18 protein-coding genes and 1 pseudogene are annotated in these 20,830 nt (G+C 74.3%); 10 read left to right on the forward strand and 9 right to left on the reverse strand.

The genetic code is table 11. The annotated features are described in order from the left end of the window. A complete protein-coding gene (locus A6F73_RS29840) occupies positions 1-585 on the forward strand; it encodes a type 1 glutamine amidotransferase domain-containing protein (protein WP_063350610.1) in 585 nt (194 codons plus the stop codon). 60 nt (positions 586-645) lie between these two features. Here A6F73_RS29840 and A6F73_RS43510 read toward each other — a convergent pair whose 3' ends face one another. The 4 genes and pseudogenes from A6F73_RS43510 to A6F73_RS29855 all read right to left on the reverse strand — a co-directional run bounded on the left by A6F73_RS43510 (position 646) and on the right by A6F73_RS29855 (position 3,956). Further along, positions 646-1,500 (reverse strand): DNA ligase, encoded by an 855-nt coding sequence (locus tag A6F73_RS43510; protein ID WP_244293741.1) that lies wholly within the window; start codon positions 1,498-1,500, stop codon positions 646-648. A gap of 75 nt (positions 1,501-1,575) precedes the next feature. Next, positions 1,576-2,454: pseudogene (ligD, locus tag A6F73_RS43515) on the reverse strand (non-homologous end-joining DNA ligase); the annotation flags it as partial. Positions 2,455-2,558: 104 nt separating this feature from the next. Continuing rightward, complete coding sequence (locus A6F73_RS29850; protein ID WP_063350612.1) at positions 2,559-2,990, reverse strand: VOC family protein; 432 nt, start codon at positions 2,988-2,990, stop codon at positions 2,559-2,561. Positions 2,991-3,017: 27 nt separating this feature from the next. Further along, a complete protein-coding gene (locus A6F73_RS29855) occupies positions 3,018-3,956 on the reverse strand; it encodes a helix-turn-helix domain-containing protein (protein WP_347878557.1) in 939 nt (312 codons plus the stop codon). Positions 3,957-4,130: 174 nt separating this feature from the next. On the opposite strand from A6F73_RS29855, the gene A6F73_RS29860 reads away from it, so the two are divergent. Then, the gene (locus A6F73_RS29860) at positions 4,131-4,721 is read left to right on the forward strand and encodes a pyridoxamine 5'-phosphate oxidase family protein (protein ID WP_063350613.1); all 591 of its coding nucleotides are present in this window, start codon (positions 4,131-4,133) and stop codon (positions 4,719-4,721) included. A 24-nt stretch (positions 4,722-4,745) separates the two neighbouring features. On the opposite strand, the gene A6F73_RS29865 is transcribed toward A6F73_RS29860, so the two are convergent. Both A6F73_RS29865 and A6F73_RS29870 read right to left on the reverse strand, forming a co-directional pair. Next, on the reverse strand, positions 4,746-5,102 hold the full coding sequence (locus A6F73_RS29865) for a hypothetical protein (RefSeq protein ID WP_063350614.1): 357 nt from the start codon (positions 5,100-5,102) through the stop codon (positions 4,746-4,748). A gap of 287 nt (positions 5,103-5,389) precedes the next feature. Beyond that, positions 5,390-5,785 (reverse strand): transglycosylase family protein, encoded by a 396-nt coding sequence (locus A6F73_RS29870; protein WP_063350615.1) that lies wholly within the window; start codon positions 5,783-5,785, stop codon positions 5,390-5,392. A 501-nt stretch (positions 5,786-6,286) separates the two neighbouring features. Here A6F73_RS29870 and A6F73_RS29875 point away from each other — a divergent pair. The 4 genes from A6F73_RS29875 (at position 6,287) to A6F73_RS29890 (ending at position 11,016) form a co-directional block, all read left to right on the forward strand. After that, positions 6,287-6,781 (forward strand): universal stress protein, encoded by a 495-nt coding sequence (locus A6F73_RS29875; RefSeq protein ID WP_063350616.1) that lies wholly within the window; start codon positions 6,287-6,289, stop codon positions 6,779-6,781. Between the two features lie 54 nt (positions 6,782-6,835). After that, a complete protein-coding gene (locus tag A6F73_RS29880; RefSeq protein ID WP_063350617.1) occupies positions 6,836-8,290 on the forward strand; it encodes a PLP-dependent aminotransferase family protein in 1,455 nt (484 codons plus the stop codon). A 220-nt stretch (positions 8,291-8,510) separates the two neighbouring features. Then, positions 8,511-9,023, forward strand: a complete 513-nt coding sequence (locus A6F73_RS29885; protein ID WP_063350618.1) for a hypothetical protein — start codon at positions 8,511-8,513, stop codon at positions 9,021-9,023. Positions 9,024-9,606: 583 nt separating this feature from the next. Further along, positions 9,607-11,016, forward strand: coding sequence for a family 2B encapsulin nanocompartment shell protein (locus tag A6F73_RS29890; protein WP_063350619.1), 1,410 nt, complete (start codon positions 9,607-9,609; stop codon positions 11,014-11,016). A 720-nt stretch (positions 11,017-11,736) separates the two neighbouring features. Here the strand turns inward: A6F73_RS29890 and A6F73_RS39660 are convergent. Next, positions 11,737-12,234, reverse strand: coding sequence for a hypothetical protein (locus A6F73_RS39660; protein ID WP_159398575.1), 498 nt, complete (start codon positions 12,232-12,234; stop codon positions 11,737-11,739). A gap of 190 nt (positions 12,235-12,424) precedes the next feature. Here A6F73_RS39660 and A6F73_RS29905 point away from each other — a divergent pair, with 190 nt between their 5' ends. Continuing rightward, positions 12,425-13,195: a DUF4239 domain-containing protein gene (locus tag A6F73_RS29905; RefSeq protein WP_063350621.1), complete on the forward strand. Its 771-nt coding sequence runs from the start codon at positions 12,425-12,427 to the stop codon at positions 13,193-13,195. Positions 13,196-13,279: 84 nt separating this feature from the next. Here A6F73_RS29905 and A6F73_RS44440 read toward each other — a convergent pair whose 3' ends face one another. Then, a complete protein-coding gene (locus A6F73_RS44440) occupies positions 13,280-15,565 on the reverse strand; it encodes a glycosyl hydrolase family 18 protein (protein ID WP_107453107.1) in 2,286 nt (761 codons plus the stop codon). Between the two features lie 356 nt (positions 15,566-15,921). Here A6F73_RS44440 and A6F73_RS29915 point away from each other — a divergent pair, with 356 nt between their 5' ends. From A6F73_RS29915 to A6F73_RS29925, 3 genes are all read left to right on the forward strand, one after another. Further along, positions 15,922-16,569, forward strand: a complete 648-nt coding sequence (locus A6F73_RS29915; RefSeq protein WP_079136135.1) for a class I SAM-dependent methyltransferase — start codon at positions 15,922-15,924, stop codon at positions 16,567-16,569. A 92-nt stretch (positions 16,570-16,661) separates the two neighbouring features. Further along, positions 16,662-17,339, forward strand: a complete 678-nt coding sequence (locus tag A6F73_RS29920) for a hypothetical protein (protein ID WP_063350623.1) — start codon at positions 16,662-16,664, stop codon at positions 17,337-17,339. A 51-nt stretch (positions 17,340-17,390) separates the two neighbouring features. Next, a complete protein-coding gene (locus tag A6F73_RS29925; protein ID WP_063350624.1) occupies positions 17,391-18,437 on the forward strand; it encodes a TolB family protein in 1,047 nt (348 codons plus the stop codon). Positions 18,438-18,449: 12 nt separating this feature from the next. Here A6F73_RS29925 and A6F73_RS29930 read toward each other — a convergent pair whose 3' ends face one another. Further along, complete coding sequence (locus A6F73_RS29930; protein ID WP_063350625.1) at positions 18,450-20,663, reverse strand: hypothetical protein; 2,214 nt, start codon at positions 20,661-20,663, stop codon at positions 18,450-18,452. Positions 20,664-20,830: the final 167 nt, after the last annotated feature.

The raw sequence follows: 20,830 nt of genomic DNA on the forward strand, positions 1-20,830 counted from the left end.
ATGGGCTGGCCGTCCACCACGCTCACCGGCCGGACGATCGCCTTCCTGGTCGCGCCGTACGGGGCGGAGCAGATCGAGCTGACCTCGCCGTGGCAGGCGGTGGCCGAGTCCGGCGGCACCCCGCGGTTGCTGTCCACCGGGCCCGGCCGCGTCCAGGCCGTCCGGCACCGAGCCCCGGGCGACACCTTCGCCGTCGACGTCCTCGTCGCCGGGGCGCGGCCGTCCGCCTTCGACGGCCTGGTCCTGCCCGGCGGCGTCGCGAGCCCCGACGCGCTGCGGCTGGACGAGGCCGCGGTGGCCTTCGTCCGCGCCTACTGCGCCTCCGGCCGCCCGGTCGCCGCGATCTGCCACGCCGCCTGGACCCTGATCGAGGCCGACGCCGTCCGCGGCCGCACCCTCACCTCCTGGCCTAGCCTGCGCACCGACCTGCGCAACGCAGGCGCCCACTGGGTGGACGAGGAGGTGCACGTCTGCCGCGCCGGCCCCGGCCCCCTCGTCACCAGCCGCCGACCCGCCGACCTGCCGGTCTTCAACGACACCCTGGTCACCGAGTTCGTCCACGCGGCGAAGCGCCGGAAGGGGTGAACCCGCGTCCTGCTACGGGGAGTTCCGGGTCATTCGAGACCTGAGGTGCACCGGGGGCGGTCAGTCGCCGCGCAGCCGGACGAAGGCGGCGGCGGGTGGGCGGCCGGTGAGGGTCAGTTCGGCGCGCAGCGGGCCGGTGAGGGGGTGGACCGGGCCGTGTTCGGGGTCGGTGACGGGCGGGCCGGCGAGGGGAGCGGCGGCCTCGGCGACCTCGCGGGCCTGGACAGGGGTGAGCCGGGGGGTGCTGAGGAGCACCCGGCCGTCGTCGAGTTCGAGGACGAGGGCGTGCGGACGGGAGGCCGGACCGGTGAAGGCGCGGACGGTGGCGTCGAGGGTGTCGCTGCGGCGGTACTTGACCCAGGCGCGGCCGGCGCCTCGCGGGCGGTAGGGGGAGCCGGCGGCCTTGCAGACCAGGCCCTCGACGCCGGTGTCGGCGAGGCGGGCCATCCAGTCCAGTGCCTCCGCCCGGTCGGTGGTGGCCAGGACCGGCTGGATCGGCGGCGGGACGTCGGCCAGGGCGGCGAGCAGCAGCCGGCGGCGGTCGGTGAGCGGCAGCCGGCGCAGGTCGCGGCCCGGCAGGGCGAGCAGGTCGAAGGCGATCAGGCCGAGGACGACGTCCGGGGCGGCGGCCCGGGCCCGGCGGGTGCGCAGCAGTTCCCCGAAGGCGAACCGGCCGGCCCGCCAGGCGACGAGTTCGGCGTCCAGCACCAGCCCTTCGGGCAGCCGGGCGACGGCGGCGGCGATCGGCGGGAACTCGGGGGCGAGGTCGCGGCCGGTGCGGGACTGCAGGACGGGCGGGCGGGCGCCGCGGGCGAAGGCGACGCAGCGGAAGCCGTCCAGCTTCAGCTCGTACTGCACGCCCGCGCCGCCCAGGCCGTCGGCGGGCGGGACGGCGGTGACGGCGGCGGGGCGCATCACCTCGACGGGCGGGTGGAGCACCTGGCGGGGCTGCTCCTGGCGGGGCTGCTCCTGCCGGGTCGTCGGGCCGGCCGGGAGCGGTCGGGCCCGCTCCGGGTCCAGCAGCGGGGCGAACAGGTCGCCGTGGGCGGCGAGGCGCTCCGGCACCTCGGCGAGGGTGAACACCAGGTCGTCCGCCGTGCCGGCGCGCTCCAGCTCGGCCCAGGACAGCGGGGTGGAGACCGTCGGCAGCGGCCGGGCCCGGAGGGTGTACGGCGCGGCGGTGGTCTTCCTGGCGTTGTTCTGCGACCAGTCGACCAGCACCCGGCCGGCCCGCCGGGCCTTCGCCATGGTGTGCACCACCAGCTCCGGGCGGTCGCCCTCCAGGGCGGCGGCGAGCGCCTTCGCGTACGCCGAGACCCGGGCGCTGGGGGTGGGCTCGATCGGGACCAGCAGGTGCAGGCCCTTGGAGCCGGAGGTCTTCACCCAGGCCGCCAGGCCGTCCGCCGCGAGCCGCTCGCGCAGCAGGACGGCGACGGTGCGGCAGGTGAGGACGGACGCGCCCGCGCCGGGGTCGAGGTCCAGGACGAGGCGGTCGGCGAGCCCGGGTGCGGCCGCGTGCCACTGCGGGACGTGCAGTTCCAGACAGCCCAGGTTGGCGGCCCAGAGCAGCGCGGCGCCGTCGTCGAGGACCACCTGGCGCAGGCCACCGCCGCTGCTCGGCACCTCGACGGTGCGCACCCAGCGCGGGGTGCCGGCCGGCGGGTTCTTGGCGATGAACACCTCGGCCTCCACACCGTCCGGGCAGCGCAGGAAGGAGACCGGGCGGTTGCGCAGGTGGGGCAGCAGGGCGCCGTGCACGGCGGCGTAGTAACGCAGCACCTCGCCCTTGAGGGTGCCGGTGCGCGGGTAGTACACCTTGTCGAGGTGGGAGAGCGCGAGGGTGCGCCCGTCCACCGTGAGCTGCGGCATGGGTGCTCTCCGGAGCCTGGGCGGGCCTGTGCGTGGCCCCGCAGCCAGTCTGCCCGGACGGCGGCGGGGGCGCAGCCGGTCCACCGGCGTCGGCGGCGGGACGCTCAGCCCCGCGCGGGGGCGGCGGGCCGGGGCGCGCCCGGGTAGGTGCCGAAGTACCACTGGTTGCCCTCCGGGTCGGCGGCGGCGAAGTCGCGCGAGCCGTAGTCCGTCTCGGTGAGCGCGGTGGTGATCCGGGCCCCGGCGGCGACGGCGCGGTCGTGCACGGCGTCTGGGTCCGCAGTGACCACGTACGCGGTGAAACCGCCCGGCCGGCTCGGGCAGGGTGCGCCGCCCTCGGGCGTCTCCCGGTCGGAGCCGAGCATCACGCCGCCGCCCTCCGGCCATGCCAGTTCGGCGTGGGCGACGAACCCGCCCTCACCGTAGGTGACGACCTCCTGGAAGCCGAAGGCGTCGACCAGGAAGCGGATCAGGGCCCGGGCGTCGGTGGCGCGCAGGCTGGGCCAGACCTGCGGGGCGGGGGCGGTGCCGTCCATGGCTGTCTCCTCGGGGGCTCGGGTTGCTTACGCCTCCCACTCTGCGGCCGCCGCAGCCGCCGCGCCTTGGACGTTTCGGAACTTCGCCTCCTCCGGCCCCTCCGCCGCCAGCCATACGCTCGGCGCCGCCCCGGCCAGGGCACGGAACTCCCGGGCCAGGTGCGCCTGGTCGAAGTACCCGCAGCGGACGGCCAGGTCGCCGAGCCGGGGCGGCGGCGAGGCGGCCAGCAGATGGCGGGCCCGGTCGAAGCGGATCACCCGGGCGGCGGCCTTCGGCGTCAGACCGGTCTCCCGGCGGAACCGCTCCTGGAGGTGCCGGGCGCTCCAGCCGGTCTCCCGGGCCAGCGCCGCCACCGGCAGGGCGCCGTTGCTGCGCCGCAGCGCCCGCCAGGCCCAGCCGACCTCCGGAGGCACCTGCCCGGACGGACGGGCGGCCCGCAGCAGCGTCCCGTCCAGCACGGCGAAGCGCTCGGACCAGGTGTGCGCGGACTGCAACTGCTCCTGGAGGCGCGGGCCGAGCCGCCCCAGCACCTCCTCCGCCGGGAGGTCGATCCCGGCCAACTCGCCGGCGGGCAGCCCGAACAGCGCCCGGGCGGCCAGCGGGTGTACGGCGATCTGCACGCCGGACTGCCGGCCGTCGTGGGTGATCAGGGCCGGGCCGGTGTGCAGGCCGCCGAGCAGCGTCGGGTAGCTGCCGGGCGGCTGTGTCGGGTCGGGGTGCCCGGCGATCACCAGCGGCTCGTCCAGGGTGAGGATGAACGTCAGGTACGGGGACGGCAGGCCGCGGTGCAGGGCGGGCGGGATGCCGCGCTGGCGGTACCCGGAGTACCACGCCACGTACGGGCGCAGCGCGGGCGCGGGCCGGGCGCGGACGGCTTCGTCGATCAGGCCGGCGTCGGTGTCGGCGGCCGGGTCTGCGGCCTCGTCGGCTGCGGCTGCGGACGTCTCGGGGGCTTCCGTCGTCACGTTTCCAGTATCGGCGGCCGGAGGGGCGCGTACCGCAGTGGAACGGGCGTCCTGGACAAATGCGCACCGGGGCGGCCGAGTTCGGCCGTCCAGCGGGTGCCCTCGGGTGGAGCGTCCGTCTCGCTCAGTGGATCATGCTTTTTTGTCGGGCGAGATGCGCGCACACTGATGGGCATGGGAAAGCAGTATGAGAGCATCAACGGCAGGCTGCGGGCGTTCATCGAACGGCAGCCCGTCTACTTCGTCGCGACCGCGCCCGTCTCGACCGACGGGCACGTCAACGTCTCGCCCAAGGGCCGCTCCGGCACGCTCGTGGTGATCGACGAACTCACCCTCGCTTACCTGGACTTCGGCGGATCCACCGCCGAGACGATCGCCCACCTGCGGGAGAACGGCCGGATCACGCTGATGTGGTGCGCCTTCGACGGCCCGCCGACCGTGGTGCGGGTGCACGGCCGGGGCGAGCCGGTGTTCCGCGACGACCCGCGCTTCGCCGGGCTGCTGGGCCGCTTCGACCCGGCCGTCGACGGCTCGGGGCTGCGCGCGATCGTGCTGGTGCGGGCCGAACGGGTCAGCGACTCCTGCGGGTTCGCCGTCCCGCTGATGGACTTCCGCGCCGACCGCGAGCTGCACGCGCAGTACTTCGGCCGCAAGGACGAGGAGGAGTTCAACACCTACTGCGAGGGCAAGCAGTACGTCGGCACCAGCATCGACGGCCTGCCTGCTCTCCCGCTGCCGCTCCCGCCCCGGCCGGGCACGGCGTAGGCCCTGCGGGCCGTCAGGCCTGCGCTACGGGCAGGGTTCCTCGACGCGCATCGCGGTCAGGCCGATCACCTGCCCGGTCAGCACCTCGCCGGCCGCCGGGCTCTGCCCGCACACCTGCCACTCCCACTGCACCACCACGACCCGCCCCCGCGGATCGGCGTCCCGCACGCTGACCGGGTACCAGAGGGGCAGCAGCGCCCGTGCCGCCAGGACGGTCTGGCCGCGCAGCTCGGGCATCGGCGGGTGGGGCGGGCTGGGTGCGGGGACCGCGTAGCCGGGCCGGTCGTCCGGCGGCAGCGTGCGGCCGGGATCGGTGTGCGGATCGCAGGCGGCCAGCCCGAGCGAGGCCACGAGCACGAGCAGGGTCCAGGTGCGGCGCATGATCCCCCCGGTGGATTCGCCTACGGTCCCGGCGAGCCGACCGTACCTGCCGTGCGGTGCGCCGGATCGGTTCGTGACCGGCTCGCGGCCGGAACGTCGCCACCTCGGTACGCGCCGGGGCCCGGCCGGGGCCCCCGGGGAAGCCCGTGCACGAGCGGAACGGGCACCGTGCGGCGCTGCGCGGGCGTGTGGTCGGCCGCGGCGGGCGGGAACGCGACGACGCCGCCGCACCCGGGGAGGGTGCGGCGGCGTCGGGGGCCCTGGACAGGTGGGCCGAGGGGTGGGGACTACTTGCCCAGACCGGCCTTGACGGAGCAGATCGGCCAGGCGCCGGGGCCCTGGGCGGCGAGGACCTTCTCGCCGATGGCGATCTGCTGGTCCTTGGTGGCCTGGTGGGCCTGCGGGGCGTACGCGGTGCCGCCGAAGGCGGCCCAGGTGCTGGAGGTGAACTGCAGGCCGCCGAAGAAGCCGTTGCCGGAGTTGACGGCCCAGTTGCCGGTGGCCTCGCAGGAGGCGACCTTGTCCCAGACCGTGGCCGGCGCGGCGGAGGCGCTGGTGGCCGTGACGAGGCCGGCGACCGGCAGGGCGGTGATCGCCCCGGCCATCAGAGCCATCCGGACGCGGTTGCGGCGCTTCGGGGTGGCAGTGGTGGTGGCAGCGGCAGTCTCGTTACGGAAAGTCATGCGGGTCCTTTCGGAGGGGGCTGCGAGCGTGCGGAACCAGGCCCTCGGAAGGCCGTTGGTTTCGGGGGACACGTTGCTCGCCTGGTCCGGCACCGTTCCGGTTCCGGGGCGGTGAGGCCGACCGGAGCGGAGTGCTTGGTGCAACGAGTTCGAAGGTACGGGGGCGATTGAGGCGGTTTCAAGGATTTGGAGGTTTAGGCACGTCAGGGGGCTGTTACCGGTCGTAAGGATCAAGGAAATGGCATGATTTGGCCCGATTTGCCACCATTTGCAAGATCAAACCACCCGGCGAAGTGGCCTGCGTCACGCCGCATGTCCTGTGAGCCCGCCCACATCGTCGACAGCGCGTGACGGCCCACCAGCCCCCGGTGTCGAAATCGCCGCACCGTCCGGCGCCCCGGGTGGCCCGCACCACAACCCTCACCGGGAGGGCCCCCTCCGCTCACGCACGGTGGCGGGCATAGCCTCGGGGCCATGAGCAACGAGAGCGATGCAGAGGACATGGAGGCCGTCGGCGGCGCCGAGGAGCCCGGGGTGGCAGCGGCCCCCGCGGGCTTCGAACTGGGGACGGACGGGCCCAAGGTGATCCTGGCGGGGCTGGACGGCTCCGACTCCTCCTGGCGCGCCACCGCCTACGCCGCCGGGCTGGCCCGCCGGCAGGGCGCCACCCTCGCGGTCGCCTACGTCCAGCCGATCCTGGGTGCGGCCACCGCCCTGGCCGGGGCGGCGGTGGAGGAGACCACCCAGGAGATCGCGGACGAGCTGCTGTCCGCCCTGCGCGAGGCCGAGCACCACGTGAAGGAGGTGTGGCGGGTGGAATGGCGCTTCCTCACCATGCGCGGCGACCCCTATACGGGGCTGGCCAAGCTCGCGGACGAACTGCGCGCCGACGCCGTCGTGGTCGGCGCCTCCGAGCAGGCCGGGCACCGGGTGATCGGCTCGGTCGCCGTCCGCCTGGTGAAGGCGGGCCGCTGGCCGGTCACCGTGGTGCCGTAGCGCGGCCGGGCCGCCCGGCAGGGGGCCGGGCGGCGGCGGGTAGGGTGCGTGACCATGACGGAAACGCCGGGCGCGCACCCCACCGGGCCCGCCCACCCGACCGGCAGCGACCTGCACCTCGACCTCCCCGCCGTCGGGGGCCGCCGTGCCGCGCTGATGGCGGCCCTGCGCGAGGCGATCCGCAGCGGCCGACTCGCCCCCGGCACCCGGCTGCCGCCGTACCGCGCGCTCGCCGCCGACCTCGGGCTGGCCCGCAACACCGCCGCCGAGGCGTACGCCGAACTCGTCGCGGAGGGCTGGCTGACCGCCCGTCAGGGCTCCGGCACCGCCGTCGCCGAGCGCGCCGAGCCCGTCCCGCCGAGCCCGTCCCCTCGGCCCTCCCTGCGGCCGGGGCCCGTCCACGACCTGCGCCAGGGCCAGCCGGACGCCGCGTCCTTCCCGCGCACCGCCTGGCTGGCCGCCGCCCGCCGGGCCCTGACCGCAGCGCCCAACGAGGCCTTCGGACCCGGCGATCCGCAGGGCCGGCCCGAACTGCGCACCGCCCTCGCCGACTACCTGGCCCGCGTCCGCGGAGTGCGCACCGACCCGGACCGGATCGTGGTCTGCTCGGGCTTCGCCCACGCGCTGCGGCTGCTGTTCGCCGGCGGGGCGCCCGCCCTGCCGCCCGAGGCGACCGGGCCGCTGGCCGTCGAGGCGTACGGGCTGGGGTTCCACCGCGGGCTGCTGGCCGCCGCCGGGGTCGCCACCGTGCCCCTTCCGGTCGACGAACACGGCGCCCGGCTCGGCGGGTTGGCGCACCGTCAGGACGTCCGGACGGCCCTGCTCACCCCCGCCCACCAGTTCCCGACCGGCGGGCCGCTGCACGCCGGCCGCCGCGCCGCCGTGGTCGACTGGGCGCGCGGGCGCGGCGGCCTGCTGCTGGAGGACGACTACGACGGCGAGTTCCGCTACGACCGCCAGCCGGTCGGAGCCGTCCAGGGGCTCGACCCCGAGCGGGTGGTCTACCTCGGCTCGGTCAGCAAGAGCCTGTCACCGGCGCTGCGGCTCGGCTGGATGGTGCTGCCGGACCACCTGGTCGACCGGGTGCTCGCCGCCAAGGGCGAACGCGAGGGCTGGGCCAGCGCGTTGGACCAGCTGACCCTCGCCGAGCTGATCGACTCCGGCGGCTACGACCGGCACGTGCGGCGGATGCGCCGCCGCTACCGGGAGCGCCGCGACCAGCTGGTGGCCGCGCTGGCGGCGCGCGCCCCGCACGTCGGGGTCTCCGGCGTCGCGGCCGGCCTGCACGCCGTCCTGCGGCTGGAGCCCGGCACCGAGGACGCGGTGCTCCAGGCCGCCGCCCACCGGGGCCTGGGCCTGGACGGGCTCGCCGACTTCCGGCACCCGGGGATCGGCCCGGAGGCCATGCCGGTCATGGACGGCCTGGTCGTGGGCTACGCCACGCCGCCCGACCACGCCTACCCGGCGGCGCTCGCCGCGCTCTGCGACATCCTGCCGCCGCCCGCCTGAACCGGCCGGACCCGGGGCGGCCGGACCGGCACCGGCCTGCCGGGCGACGGGCCTCGGGTGGCCGTCCGGGGCGGCGGGCGAAGCATAGGGCCCCGGGCGGGGGAGTGGGGGCGGAACGCGGCCGGGCTGGTCCACGGTGTCCGCCCCCGACTCGTGCGTCGGTACGGACCGGGGCGGAGCGGGGCAACGGAACCGGTACGGCGCCCTACGCTCCTTGGTCATGCGCAGAACACATTTGAGCCGTGTCGCCCTCGCCGCGTGCCCGGCCCTCGCCGTCGGTCTGCTCCTCTCCGCCACACCCGCCCAGGCCGACACCCCGCTGCCGTTCACGGCCGTCTCCGACCGGCAAACGACCGTCCGGGGCGGCGAGTTCACCCTGACCCTGACGCTCAGCAACCCGTACGACACGCCGATCCAGTTCGTGTACCAGAGCGTTCAGCCGACCTACCAGACCAGTCTGGAGAACGGCCTCAAGTTCGCCGCCACGGCCTGCGGCACCCAGACCAACGGCTGCAGCGACAACGTCCACGGCGGGATCGCCCGGTACAACGTGCCGCTCGCCCCCGGTGCCACCAGCAGTTTCACGGTCACCTACACCGTGGCGCCGGACTCGACCTGCGGCGCGGCGACCAGGATCGACTTCTACTCCTACCTGTACTACGAGTACAAGGGGGGCGAGGCCAAGAACTCCGGCATCGTCGGCATCCCCGGCAGCCAGATCGCCTGCGCCTGACGCATCGCCCGACCGGCGCTGCCCTCGCCGCTTCCCCGTCGCACCCCCACTGCGCATCCCCGATCCCCCGTCAGGTGCCGGCCGCCCCCGTCCCGGCACCTGACGGGCCGTTCGCGTGCCCGGAGCCCGGTGGCGGGCCGGTGCCCATGGTCGGGGCGCAGCTCACCGGGCCCGTTTCGCCGCCCCCGTTGACGATCCGCTCCCGCCGATGTCGTACGGGAGGTACGCCGCCTGTCCGCTTTGTCCGGGCGTGCGGGCGGTCGCGGGCGGGCGTCGGTCGTGCGGGATCCGCGGTGGCGAACGGATGTTCTCGCGACCTGGGGCCGAGCGGAATGGGACTGCTTCAGATTCACCCTATCGGGGGGTAGTCGGTCTCCGCGCGGGTCCGGTCGGGCGCTGGTGATCTAGGGTTCCCGATGGGCCGCCGGGAGACGGTGGCCGTGATCGCGATGAATCGCCAACACCCCCATCGATACGCGTGTCTGATGATCCGTCATGGCATCAGTCGGGGTGGGCAGGGACGACTCCGTCGCCGTCCGACCCTGACCGCGTGATCCGACCAGATGAATGGAGACCCCTGCCGATGCCCGTGGACACGAGCCCGGAGACAGCGCAGGTCCCGCAGCAGTCCAGCCTCACGACGGCCGCTGCCCGCAACCTTGCCACCACGACCAAGTCCGCACCGCAGATGCAGGAGATCACCTCCCGCTGGCTGCTCAAGGTGCTTCCCTGGGTACAGGCCGCCGGCGGCGCCTACCGTGTCAACCGACGGCTCACCTACACCGTCGGCAACGGTGTGGTCGAGTTCATCAAGACCGGCTCCCAGGTCCGGGTGATCCCCGCCGAGCTGGGTGAGCTCGCCCTGCTGCGCGGCTTCGAGGACGAGGAGGTGCTGACCGCCCTCGCCGACCGCTGCGAGCAGCGCGACTTCGGCCCCGGCGAGGTGCTCACCACCCAGGGCGAGGCCGCCGACCGGATCTTCCTGATCGCGCACGGCAAGGTCAACAAGATCGGCACCGGCAAGTACGGCGACGACACCGTGGTCGGCGTGGCCGGCGACGGCGACCGCTTCGGCGACGACGCCCTGCTGAACCCGGACGCCGCCTGGGAGTTCACCGCCACGACCGCCACCGCCGGCGTCGCGCTCACCCTGACCCGCCGCGACTTCGCCGCCATCCGGGACAACTCGCCGAGCCTCCAGGAGCACCTGCTCGGGTTCCTGGCCCTGCCGCAGCAGGCCCAGAACGAGCGCGGCGAGGCCGAGATCGCCATGTCGGCCGGCCACCACGGCGAGTTCGAGCTGCCCGGCGCCTTCGTGGACTACGAGCTCAAGCCCCGCGAGTACGAGCTGAGCGTCGCGCAAACCATCCTCAAGGTCCACACCCGCGTCGCCGACCTGTACAACGAGCCGATGAACCAGGTCGAGCACCAGCTCCGGCTGACCATCGAGGCGCTGCGCGAGCGCCAGGAGCACGAGCTGGTCAACAACCCGGAGTTCGGCCTGCTCAACAACGCCGACTTCGACCAGCGGATCCAGACCCACTCCGGCCCGCCCACCCCGGACGACCTGGACGAGCTGCTCAACCGCCGCCGCGACCCCGACTACCTGCTCGCCCACCCGCGCGCGATCGCCGCGATCGGCCGCGAGTTCAACGCCCGTGGACTGTACCCCCACCACGTCGACCTCGGCGGGCAGCAGGTGCCGGCCTGGCGCGGGGTGCCGATCCTGCCGTGCAACAAGATCCCGATCACCAAGGAGAACACCAGCTCCATCCTGGTGATCCGTACCGGTGAGGACAACCAGGGCGTCATCGGCCTGCACCAGAACGGCATCCCGGACGAGTACCAGCCCTCGCTGTCCGTCCGCTTCATGGGCATCGACGAGAAGGCGATCATCTCGTACCTGGTCAGCGCCTACTACTCGGCCGCGATCCTGGTGCCGGACGCGGTCGGCGTCCTGGAGAACGTCGAGATCGCGCACCGCCGCCACTGAGGACGGCCGACAAGGGGCCCGGGCCGTAACCGGCCGGCTCGAAGATCGTTTGACCTGATGACGGACGGCCCGCCCCCGGAAGGCGGGCCGTCCGCCTGATCGTGCCCCATCACGTCTGATCACGCCTGCCCGCGTCCTCCTGCGGGCCGGGCGGATCGCCCTGTTCTGATCCCGTCCCTGGCGACCCGAGAGGTGAGTGGAGCCCATGCCGCAGCGCCGGCAGTCCCGACGGATATCGCTGGACGGCGGTGGGGGTGCGGCCTCCGGTCGGCGGACCAGGCTGATCGGCGCCGCGGTCGGTGTGGTCGCGATGTGCGCCCTGGTCGGCGGCGCCTCGGCGTCCGGCACCGAACACCACGGCGGGGAGCAGCCGCGCGGCACGACCGTCGACTCGTGTGTCTGCACCGGGACGGACGTGTCGGTGCAGGTCGGGCCGGGCGGGGACGTGAACGTCGGGGTCGACGTGGACGTCCAGGTCGGCGTCACCGTCGCCCCGACGGCCGACGCGCGGCACCAGGGCCCCAAGCCCCCGCACCGGCACCATCCGTGCCGCACGCCGAAGGCCGCGCCCGGACCGGCCTCACCACGACCCTCGGACACCACGGGGGTCCGCCAACAGCCCGGCCGCCCGGACGACGAGCACGGCGGGTACGGGGGCCATGACGGGGACGGCGGCCACGGCGGGGACTGGTGGCACGGGGACTGGTGGCACCACCACCATCACCACCCGCACCCCTGCCCGAGCCCGACGGCGACCCCGACGCCGAGCCCCACCCACACGCCCAGCCCCACACCGACCCCGACGCCGAGCGCCACGCCGACGCCGAGCGCCACCCCGACGCCTTCGCCGACGTCGAAGCCCAGTCCGACTCCGACACCCGTCCCCACGGCGTCGCCGACCCCCGCGCCGACAACGCCGGCTCCCAGCAGGACGCCTGGGCCCACCTCGCCGCCTGCGGCACCCGCGCCTGCTCCGCCGCCCGCGCCGAACCCGCCCGCGCCGAACCCGCCTGCACCCCCGGCGCCGGCCCCGGCGGCACCCGCGCCCCCGCCGGACCCGGTGGCCCCCAGTCCGGCCACGCCGAGTCCGGTGCGCCCGAGCCCGCTGTGGCCGACCCCGGCGGCGCAGCCGGTGTACCACGTGCGGGCGGCGCAGCCGCCGGCCCCGCTGCAGCACCACCACAACGCCCCGGCGACGACCACCATGCTGCTGGTCACCGTGCCCGCCATCCTGGCGGCGGCGGCCCTGCGCCCGGGCCGTGGACGCGGCCGCGGCCGTTCCGGGCGGTCCTGACCGCCCCACCGAGGCGGCCCGCCCCGGCCCCGGTCCGGCCCTGGAGCCCGACCTGCCTGGGGCCGAGTCCGACCCTTTGTTCCGTCACAAGCCGAGCCAGAGAAGGGAGTTCCCATGTCCGAATGGTTGGCGTTGGCCATCGCGATGGCGGCGGCCTGTGCCGTCGTGGTGGCGGTGGTGGTGCTGCGGCACCGCCGGGTGGGCACCGAGAAGAACGTCGACGAGACCCCGGACGTCATCGACTACATCACGATGATGATCGGCGTGGTCTACGCGATCGTCCTCGGTCTCGCCCTCGCGGGTGTCTGGGAGGCGCGCGGCGCCGCCCAGGACGACCTGTTCCGGGAGGCACAGTCGTTGCAGGAGGTGAGCGACCGGGCGGTGGTCTACCCGGCCGAGTTCCGCGACCAGGTCCGGGCCGACGTGGACGCCTACGTCTCGTACGTGGTGAAGGTCGAGTGGGACTACATGCGCAAGAACGGCGAGATCTCCGACAAGGGCACCGAACTGCTGGACAAGCTGCGGGTGGACGTCGCCACCCGGCCGCCGGCCTCCGAGCTGGAGTCGCAGTCCTACCAGCCGATCATGGACCGGATCAGCCAGGCCGACGACGCCCGCAACTCGCGCGGGCAGAACGCCGGGCCGACCATGCCCGGGGTCGTCTGGTTCGGCCTGATCACCGGTGCGGTGGTGACCGTCGGCATGCTGTTCGCGTTGCAGATCCGGCGCACGCCGAGGGAGTTGATCCTGGCGGGCTGCTTCAGTGCGCTGATCGCGTTCCTGCTGTTCATGATCTGGGACTTCGACGATCCGTTCGGCCGCAGCGTCTCGGTGACCACCCAGCCGTTCGTCGACCTGTTCCCCTCCCTCGGGCTGAAGGGCTGAAGGGCTGAGCAAGGCCCGCTGAACCTCGCCGAAGCACGGTGGGCCCGCGCGGAGATCCGCGCGGGCCCACCGGTGTGCCGGGCGTCAGCGCAGGCTGCCGTCCATGGAGTTGAGCAGCGTGCCGGAGGCGTCGTCGTTCTCCAGGGAGAAGGCGAACAGACCGCCGAGGCCCTTGCTCTTGGTGTAGGCGCCGCGCGCCTGGATGGCCTGCGGGGTGTCGCCGGTCCAGAAGTTGGTGCCGTCGTAGACCCAGCTGCTCTCGGTGACCGGGTCCCAGTGGGTGGTGGCGGCGGTCGGGTTGAGCTCCTTCCAGGCGGCCAGTCCGGCCTCCTGGCTCAGCGGCTTGGCGGCCGTCGGGCCGGTCGCGCTCTGGTACAGGCCGTAGTTGGAGCCGGCCGGGACGCCCGTCCAGCCGCGCCAGTAGAACGGGATGCCGAGCACCAGCTTGTTGGCGGGGAAGCCGCCGGGGATGCCGTACTCGGGCAGGCCGGTGGTGTACGCGGCGAGCATGGTGTCCACGTTGTACTTGCGGGTGCCGGGGGTGATCGGCGTGGTCGGGTCGGCCGGGCTGTCGTGCAACGGGTCCTGGTGGTTGGTCGGGCCCTTGGCGTCCCAGGCGCCGTGCATGTCGTAGGACATGACGTCGGCGTAGTCGAGGTAGTTGCCGATCTTGTCGGTCTCCAGCTGGGCGATCTTGTCCTGGCCGCTGGGCAGGGCCGCGGACAGCAGGTAGCGCTTGCCCTGGGCGGAGCCGAGGGCGTCCAGCTGGGTGCGGAACTCCTTGAGCAGGAGGGTGAAGTTCTGCTTGTCGGCGGGGGAGTAGTGGTTGCCGGTGTGGCCGCCGGCCGAGCCCGGGTACTCCCAGTCGAGGTCGACGCCGTCGAAGATTCCGGCCGCCGTGGCCGCGCCGCCGGAGGCGTCGCCCGCGACGCCGGTCGGCAGGTTCCCCTTGAGGAACATGTCGACGCAGGAGGAGACGAAGGTCTTCCGGGAGGCGTCGGTGGCGGCCGCGTCGGAGAAGTACTTGGAGTACGTCCAGCCGCCGATCGAGATGGTGAACCGCAGGTTCGGGTACTTGGCCTTGAGCTGGCGCAGCTGGTTGAAGTTGCCCTTGAGCGGCTGCTCCCAGGTGTCGCTGCTGCCGTCCACGCTGGTGCCGGAGTTGTAGTCGGACTGGTAGTCGGCGTAGGCGTCGCCCGCGCCGTCACCGGCGTTGGGGTTGTTCTCGTTGGTCGAGTCGGAGGCCTTCACCGCCTGGAAGCAGGTGAGCTTGGTGGGGTCGATGTTGGCGAACGCGTAGTGGATGACGTCCAGCTTGCCCGCGGCGCCGCTGGTGTCGACGTTCTTCGGGTAGTACGCGTTCTCGTAGACGCCCCACTGGTCGAAGTAGGCCGAGCGGACGGGCTGTTGCGCGGGCGCGGCGGCCGTCGTGGTGCTCACCGCGGCGGACTGGGCGGAGGCGTGGGAGCCGGAGTAGCCCTGGACGCTGAAGGTGTACGCCTTGCCGGGCAGCAGCGAGCTGACGGCGACGGAGGTGCCCATCGAGGTGGCGACCAGCTGGCCGTTGGACCACACCTTGTAGGCGATCGGGCCGTCGCCGGTGGTCAGGGTGGAGGGCTGCCAGGTGAGCACCACGGCGCCTGCGGTGACCTTGCTGACGGCGACGCCGGTGGGCGTGGTGACCTTGCCGTCCCCGGCCGGGCCGCTGGCGGTGGCCGTCGCGGTCGGGGTGCCGGATCCGGTGGGGCTGCCGCTGGCCGTCGGGCTGCCGCTCGCGGTGGGGCTGGTCGAGGCGGTGGGGCTGCCGGACGCGGTCGGACTGCTGGACGCGGTGGGGCTTCCGGAGGCCGTCGGGCTGCCGCTCGCGGTGGGGCTGCCGGTGGAGGTGGGCCCGGCCGGGCCGGTGAGGCTGAGGTCGTCGGCGTAGTAGGCGCCGGTGCCGTACCAGCCGTGGGTGAAGACCGTCACCGAGGTGGTGGTGGCGCCGGTGGTGAAGGTGGTGCTCAGCTGGTTCCACCCGGTGCCGCCGGGCGTCCAGACCGAGGAGTTGACGCCCGTCCCGGTGGCGCCGAGGTAGACGTAGCTGCCCTGGACGAAGCCGGACAGGGTGTACGTGGTGTTCGGCTGGACGGTGACGGTCTGCTGGCACTGCGCGGTGTCGGAGGCCGAGGCCGCGCCGCTGAGCGCGTAACTCCCGCCGTGCACCGGGGTGGTGACGACGGAGCCGTTGGCGCAGGTCCAGCCGGCCAGGGTGCCGGCCTCGAAGTCGCCGTTGGCCAGCAGGTTCACCGGGGCGGCCGAGGCGGGGCTGAGGGTCAGGGCGAGGGCGGCGCCGCTGGTGCTGAGCGTGGCGGCGAGGGCCAGGGCCATGGCCCGTCTGCGCGGAGCGGTCCGGCGCCCGGCGGCCTGGGCGGGCCGTGCGGGCATGACGCGGTCGTGCATGCGGTGTGTCCTCCGGATGTGTGGGGGTTCCGGCGGTGCGTGGCCCGGGTGGGCCGGGGGAGCCGCCCTGGCGCTGTGGGGGCGCGCGGGCAGGTGGAGCGTGCCGACGTACGGACGGCGGGCGCGGCGGGCCGGCTGACCCGCTCGCGTCACGACATCACAGATTGGACTGGACCAATATTCGCCGTCAAGGGTGTCCGCCCGCTGGACCGTTCCGGGCCGCCGCCGCCCGGGCCCGGTAGGTTGACCGCTGCGGAGCAGGCCCGCCGAACGGAGGACTCGCCATGGACAGCCAGGACTGGGACGACCGCTACGCCGCGACCGAGCTGGTGTGGGGCGCCGAGCCCAACCGCTGGGTGGTCCGCGAACTGGCCGGCCTCACCCCGGCCCACACCCCCGGCCACGCCCTCGACCTGGCCGCCGGCGAAGGCCGCAACGCCATCTGGCTGGCCGGCCGGGGCTGGGAGGTCACCGGGCTGGACTACTCCGCCGTCGCCCTGGAACGCGCCGAGCGGCTCACCGCCGACCTGCCCGACGAGGTCGCCGACCGGCTCACCTGGCGGCACGGCGACGCCCGCACCTTTGAGGCCCCCGCCGCCGGCTACGACCTGATCCTGGTCGCCTATCTCCAAGTCCCCGCCCAGGACCGGCGGACCGCGCTGCGCCGCGCCGCCGCCGCGCTCGCTCCCGGCGGCACCCTGCTGGTGGTCGGGCACGACCTGAGCAACCTCACCGAGGGCGTCGGCGGCCCGCAGGACCCGGCCGTGCTGTTCACCCCGGAGGACGTCCTCGCCGACCTCGCCGACCGCGGCCTGCGCACCGTCCGGGCCGAACGGGTGCACCGGACGGTCGGCCCGGAGCCCGGGCACAAGGGCGAGGGCGACGGCGTCGCGGTCGACGCGCTGGTGCGCCTGGAGCGGGGTGCCGAGTGATGACGGGGCGCCGAGTGGTGGGCCACCGAGTGGTGGGAGACCAGGTGGCGGGGGGCCAGGTGATGGGAGGCCGAGTGATGGAGCAACGGGTGATGGAGCACCGAGTGGCGGCGCGGCCGGCCCGGCGCACCCTGCTCACCGGCCTGGCGATCGCCGCTCCGGCGCTGCTGGCGGGCTGCTCGGCCGCCTCCGGCAAGGCCGGCAAGAAGGCGGGCAAGGACGCCGGCGCGGCCAGGGCTAGCGACGCGGGCGGCGAGGCCCTGGTGATGATCATCCGCCACGGCGAGAAGCCCGACGGCAGTCACCCGGGACTGGACGAGAACGGCGGCCACGACGGCAAGTCCCTGACCGAGCGCGGCTGGTCCCGCGCCCGGGCGCTGCCCACCCTGTTCGCCCCGCCCGCCCCCGGCCTGCGCACCCCCGCCCGGATCCTCGCCGCCACCGACCAGGGCCCGCTGGCCGGGGCGCACCGGATGCGGCAGACCGTCACCCCGCTGGCCGCCAAGCTCGGGCTGACCGTCGACACCGGGTACGCCGAGTCCCAGGAGACGGCGCTGGCCGGCGCCGCCCTGGCGGGGCCCCAGCCGGTGCTGATCTGCTGGGAGCACTCGCGGATCCCGCGGATCGTCGAGGCGCTCGGCGCCGCCGGCAGCGGCGCGCCCGCCACCTGGCCGGACCGCTTCGACCTGGTCTGGGTGTTCGCCCGCCCGGCCGGCGGGGCCTGGACCTTCCAGGAGGTCCGCCAGCACCTGCTGGACGGCGACGCCTGATCCGCCTGCCGGCGTACGCGATGTGACGAAGAGTCAACTAGCTTGTGATTCATGAGAATTCGCGCGTTCTTCGCCGCCGCGGCCGTCACGGCGCTGCTGCTGTCCGGCTGCGCCGAATCCGGCTCCGAGGGCGGGCCGCAGCCCCGGCCGACCCGGGCCAGCGGCGCGCCGCCGACCGGGGGCGAGCGCCGGGCCGACGGTGCCGAACTGCTCTACCGGGCCGAGGCCGGTCGCAGCGCCCAGAACCCGGCCTTCGCCCCGGACGGCCGCTCGGTGCTGTTGACCGAGTTCAGCGAGGGCTACAACAAGGGCGCCGCCGCCCTCGGGGTGCTGCCGCTGGACGGCGGCCGCACGCCGCAGAAGGTCCTGGAGGATCCCGACAAGGCCGCCGTCAACCTCCCGGGCACCAGCTGGAACGCCGCCACCGGCGCCTTCACCTTCGCCACCGACCGGGAGTCCGGCCACGACGAGGTCTGGCTGATGACGCCCGGCGGCAGCCCCGAGCGGGTCACCCGGCACGAGGACGGCAGCGGCTACAGCGAGCCGAGCTTCTCCCCGGACGGCGCCTGGATCGTCTTCCAGCAGAGCTGGGAGCCGGAACACGCCGCCGTGCACGGCGACGACGCCGAACAGGACTCGCTCTGGAAGGTCCGCCGCGACGGCGGCCCCCCGGTCCGGCTGGTCGACGGCAAGGGCACCGGCACCGACAACCGGCAGCCGAACTGGTCGCCCCGGGGCGACCGGATCGTCTTCCAGCGGCGTGCCGCCGGCAGTGAGAACTGGGCGCTGTGGACGGTCGGCGCGGACGGCACCGGCCTGCGCCAGGTCACCGACGTGCCGGGCGAGCACACCGATCCCACCTGGTCCCCGGACGGCCGGTACCTGGTGTTCTCCTCCAACCTCGGCGACCTGCCGAACGCCCAGGTCTTCGTGGTCGCGGCCGACGGCGGCCGCCCCGTCCGGGTGACCGGCGACGACGGCTCGTACGACGGCGCGCCGAGCTGGTCCCCGGACGGGAAGTGGATCGCCTTCGAGTCCGCCCCGGGCGGCGAGGCCAACCCCGCCGCCCTCTGGCGCATCCCCGCGCCCGCGCTTTAGGACCGGACAGACCTAGCCCGCCGTCACCGTCACCACCGAGTACTGCACGACGGTCAGCGGCACGCTGACCGTCGCTCCCGTGACGGTGTACGGGACGGGCTTGGGCGTCGGGTCGGTGCCGTCCGGGGTGGCGACGGTGACGGCCGTGACGGCGGCGCCGGCCGGGAGGGCGTAGGAGAGCGTGCAGTTGGCGGGCGTGGTGCGGAAGGCCGCCGGGGTGTCGCCGAAGTTGGTGAAGTTCACCAGGTGGACGACGGTGTCGTTGCCGAGCCGCCGCGCGTCCAGGAAGATCCGGCGGTCCCCGGCCAGGGTGACGGCGGGCGGTGCGGACTGGCGGACGGGGGCGAGCAGTTGGTCGGCCGAGGCCTGGTCGGTCTTGGTGAGGTAGCTGAGCCCGGCCCGGTTGCGGACGTACCAGCAGGTGCCGCTGCCGTAGGAGTTCTGCTTGGCGGCCGGCAGCGGGCTTCCGCGGCGCAGCCCGAGCACGTCGGAGAGGGCGAACTCGGTGCGCTGGCCGCCCAGTTCTTCGAGCGCGGTGGGTGCCGGGCCGGTGATCACGATCGTCCCGCCGGCCGCGACGAAGCCCCGCAGCACGGCCGCCTCGGCGTCCGAGACCGCCTGGAGGTCGGGCAGCAGCAGCACCTTGAACCGGGCCAGGTCGGCGGCGGCCAGGCCGGGGCTGGGCACCGTGTCGAACGGGATGTGCGCGTACACCAGCGCCTTCACCGCGCCCCGGAACTCGCCCAGCCAGGGGACGGAGGCGCAGCTCTGCTCCGGGTCGTCGCCGCCCCACCAGTCGGCGATCCCGGCCGGTGCGGTCGCGTTGACGTACATCCCGATGCCCGCGCCCGGGCTGACGTAGTCCCGGGACGGGCTGGAGTGGTAGATGCCGACCTGGGCGGTCGAGGTGGCGTTGTAGAGCCGCTCCTGGTTGGTCTGGACGAAGCGGTACATCCGGGCGCGCATCGCCGCGTCCACGGTGTCGTTCTTGTACGGCGTCTTCACCTCGTAGGGGTTGCAGCCGGCCGCGATCAGCTGGGACATCACCAGCGAGGCGTCGTCGGCCTGCCAGCCGTAGGAGAACGCCCAGGCGGGCTTGGTTCCGCTGGCGCCGCGCGCGTACTTGTACATCGAGATGAGACAGACCCAGTCGGAGGTGGTGGCGTGCCGCATGCCGTCGTAGTTGCCGAGGATGTCCACCTCCCAGACCTGGCTGACGGCGCCCTCGGCCTGGCGCAGGTAGCCGCCGTCCAGGCCGATCGAGGTGGCGTAGCGGTAGTCCATCGAGACGGTCTCGACGAAGGTGACCAGGTCGGGGTTGACCGCGCGCCCGGCGGCGGCGATGTCGAGCTGGAACTGGAGCAGGTTGCGGTGGCGCCATTCGACGTAGCGGCGGAACACCGGGTCGGCGAAGTCGGCGGCCTTGGGCAGGGCGAGGCCGGTGTCGGCCTTGAAGGCGGCCGCGCCCCAGGTGGAGGCGTCGCACCAGGAGAGCACGCCGTCGAAGTAGATCGGGACGTCGGGCCAGATGCCGTCCACGCCGGTGGCGGCCACGCCCTTGATCCGCTTGAGGTAGTAGTCCCGCCAGGGCGAGTTGGGGCTGAGCCAGACGCTCTCGTCGCCCGGGTCGACCCAGACCACCACGCTGCCGTAGAACACGTTGGGCTTTCCGGCGAGGTCGCGCTGCACCCAGGCGCCGCCCTGGTCGTTCTTGTAGAACGAGCGGCCCTTCTCGCCGCCGGGGGAGATCAGCTCCAGGGAGGGGTAGTACATGACGACCTTCAGACCGGCGGCGTGCGCCAGGCCGGTGAAGGTCTTCACCTCGGCCATGTGGGCCGCGAACTCGGCGTCGGTGAGCCAGTTGGAGAGCAGGGTGTCGAGTTCGATGACGCTGACGTTCTGCGCCTTGAGGGCGTCGACGGCGCTCTGCATGTCGGCGGGCTCGTTGAAGGTGCCGTCGCCGACGCGGGCGAACCGGGCCCAGTCTGGCCAGGGCTGCGCCGTGGCGGCGGCGCCCGGGAGGGGTGCGGGTGCGGGCGCGGACTCCGGTACGGGCACGGGCGCGGACTCCGGGGCGGCGGCCCAGGCCTGGCCGCCGGGCAGCAGGCGGACGGCGGCGAGCGCGCCGCCGGTGCCCAGGCCGGCCCGCAGCAGGCGGCGGCGGCCGAGGCGCGAGGTGGTGGCGGCGGTGGCGGGTGCGGGCGGTGTTCCTTCGTGCTCGGACATGGTGGTCCCCCCAGCGTGGGTTGGCGGATCACGGGAACGTGCGCGGAACGCTCGGTGCGTCGGCGGCCGTTCTCCCGGTCGGCGGCGCCTCCGAGCCGACCCTAGTCCGCGTGCCGCCCGCCTGTTCGGCCCCTGTTCGCGGCTACGCCAGACGTCGGATCGCCGGT

This window comes from Streptomyces sp. MJM8645 (assembly GCF_001625365.1).
Classification (GTDB): Bacteria; Actinomycetota; Actinomycetes; order Streptomycetales; family Streptomycetaceae; genus Kitasatospora.

Bases quoted from the DNA above. Each gene is read 5' to 3' on its own strand.
- A6F73_RS29885 (WP_063350618.1), top strand. From the start codon at position 8,511: ATGCGCAGAACACATTTGAGCCGTGTCGCCCTCGCCGCGTGCCCGGCC.
- A6F73_RS29850 (WP_063350612.1), bottom strand. From the start codon at position 2,990: ATGGACGGCACCGCCCCCGCCCCGCAGGTCTGGCCCAGCCTGCGCGCC.
- A6F73_RS44440 (WP_107453107.1), bottom strand. From the start codon at position 15,565: ATGGCCCTGGCCCTCGCCGCCACGCTCAGCACCAGCGGCGCCGCCCTC.
- A6F73_RS29905 (WP_063350621.1), top strand. From the start codon at position 12,425: ATGTCCGAATGGTTGGCGTTGGCCATCGCGATGGCGGCGGCCTGTGCC.
- A6F73_RS29930 (WP_063350625.1), bottom strand. From the start codon at position 20,663: ATGTCCGAGCACGAAGGAACACCGCCCGCACCCGCCACCGCCGCCACC.
- A6F73_RS29865 (WP_063350614.1), bottom strand. From the start codon at position 5,102: ATGCGCCGCACCTGGACCCTGCTCGTGCTCGTGGCCTCGCTCGGGCTG.
- A6F73_RS29840 (WP_063350610.1), top strand. From the start codon at position 1: ATGGGCTGGCCGTCCACCACGCTCACCGGCCGGACGATCGCCTTCCTG.
- A6F73_RS29870 (WP_063350615.1), bottom strand. From the start codon at position 5,785: ATGACTTTCCGTAACGAGACTGCCGCTGCCACCACCACTGCCACCCCG.
- A6F73_RS29880 (WP_063350617.1), top strand. From the start codon at position 6,836: ATGACGGAAACGCCGGGCGCGCACCCCACCGGGCCCGCCCACCCGACC.
- A6F73_RS29920 (WP_063350623.1), top strand. From the start codon at position 16,662: ATGGAGCACCGAGTGGCGGCGCGGCCGGCCCGGCGCACCCTGCTCACC.
- A6F73_RS29875 (WP_063350616.1), top strand. From the start codon at position 6,287: ATGGAGGCCGTCGGCGGCGCCGAGGAGCCCGGGGTGGCAGCGGCCCCC.
- A6F73_RS29915 (WP_079136135.1), top strand. From the start codon at position 15,922: ATGGACAGCCAGGACTGGGACGACCGCTACGCCGCGACCGAGCTGGTG.
- A6F73_RS29925 (WP_063350624.1), top strand. From the start codon at position 17,391: ATGAGAATTCGCGCGTTCTTCGCCGCCGCGGCCGTCACGGCGCTGCTG.
- A6F73_RS29890 (WP_063350619.1), top strand. From the start codon at position 9,607: ATGCCCGTGGACACGAGCCCGGAGACAGCGCAGGTCCCGCAGCAGTCC.
- A6F73_RS43510 (WP_244293741.1), bottom strand. From the start codon at position 1,500: ATGCGCCCCGCCGCCGTCACCGCCGTCCCGCCCGCCGACGGCCTGGGC.
- A6F73_RS29860 (WP_063350613.1), top strand. From the start codon at position 4,131: ATGGGAAAGCAGTATGAGAGCATCAACGGCAGGCTGCGGGCGTTCATC.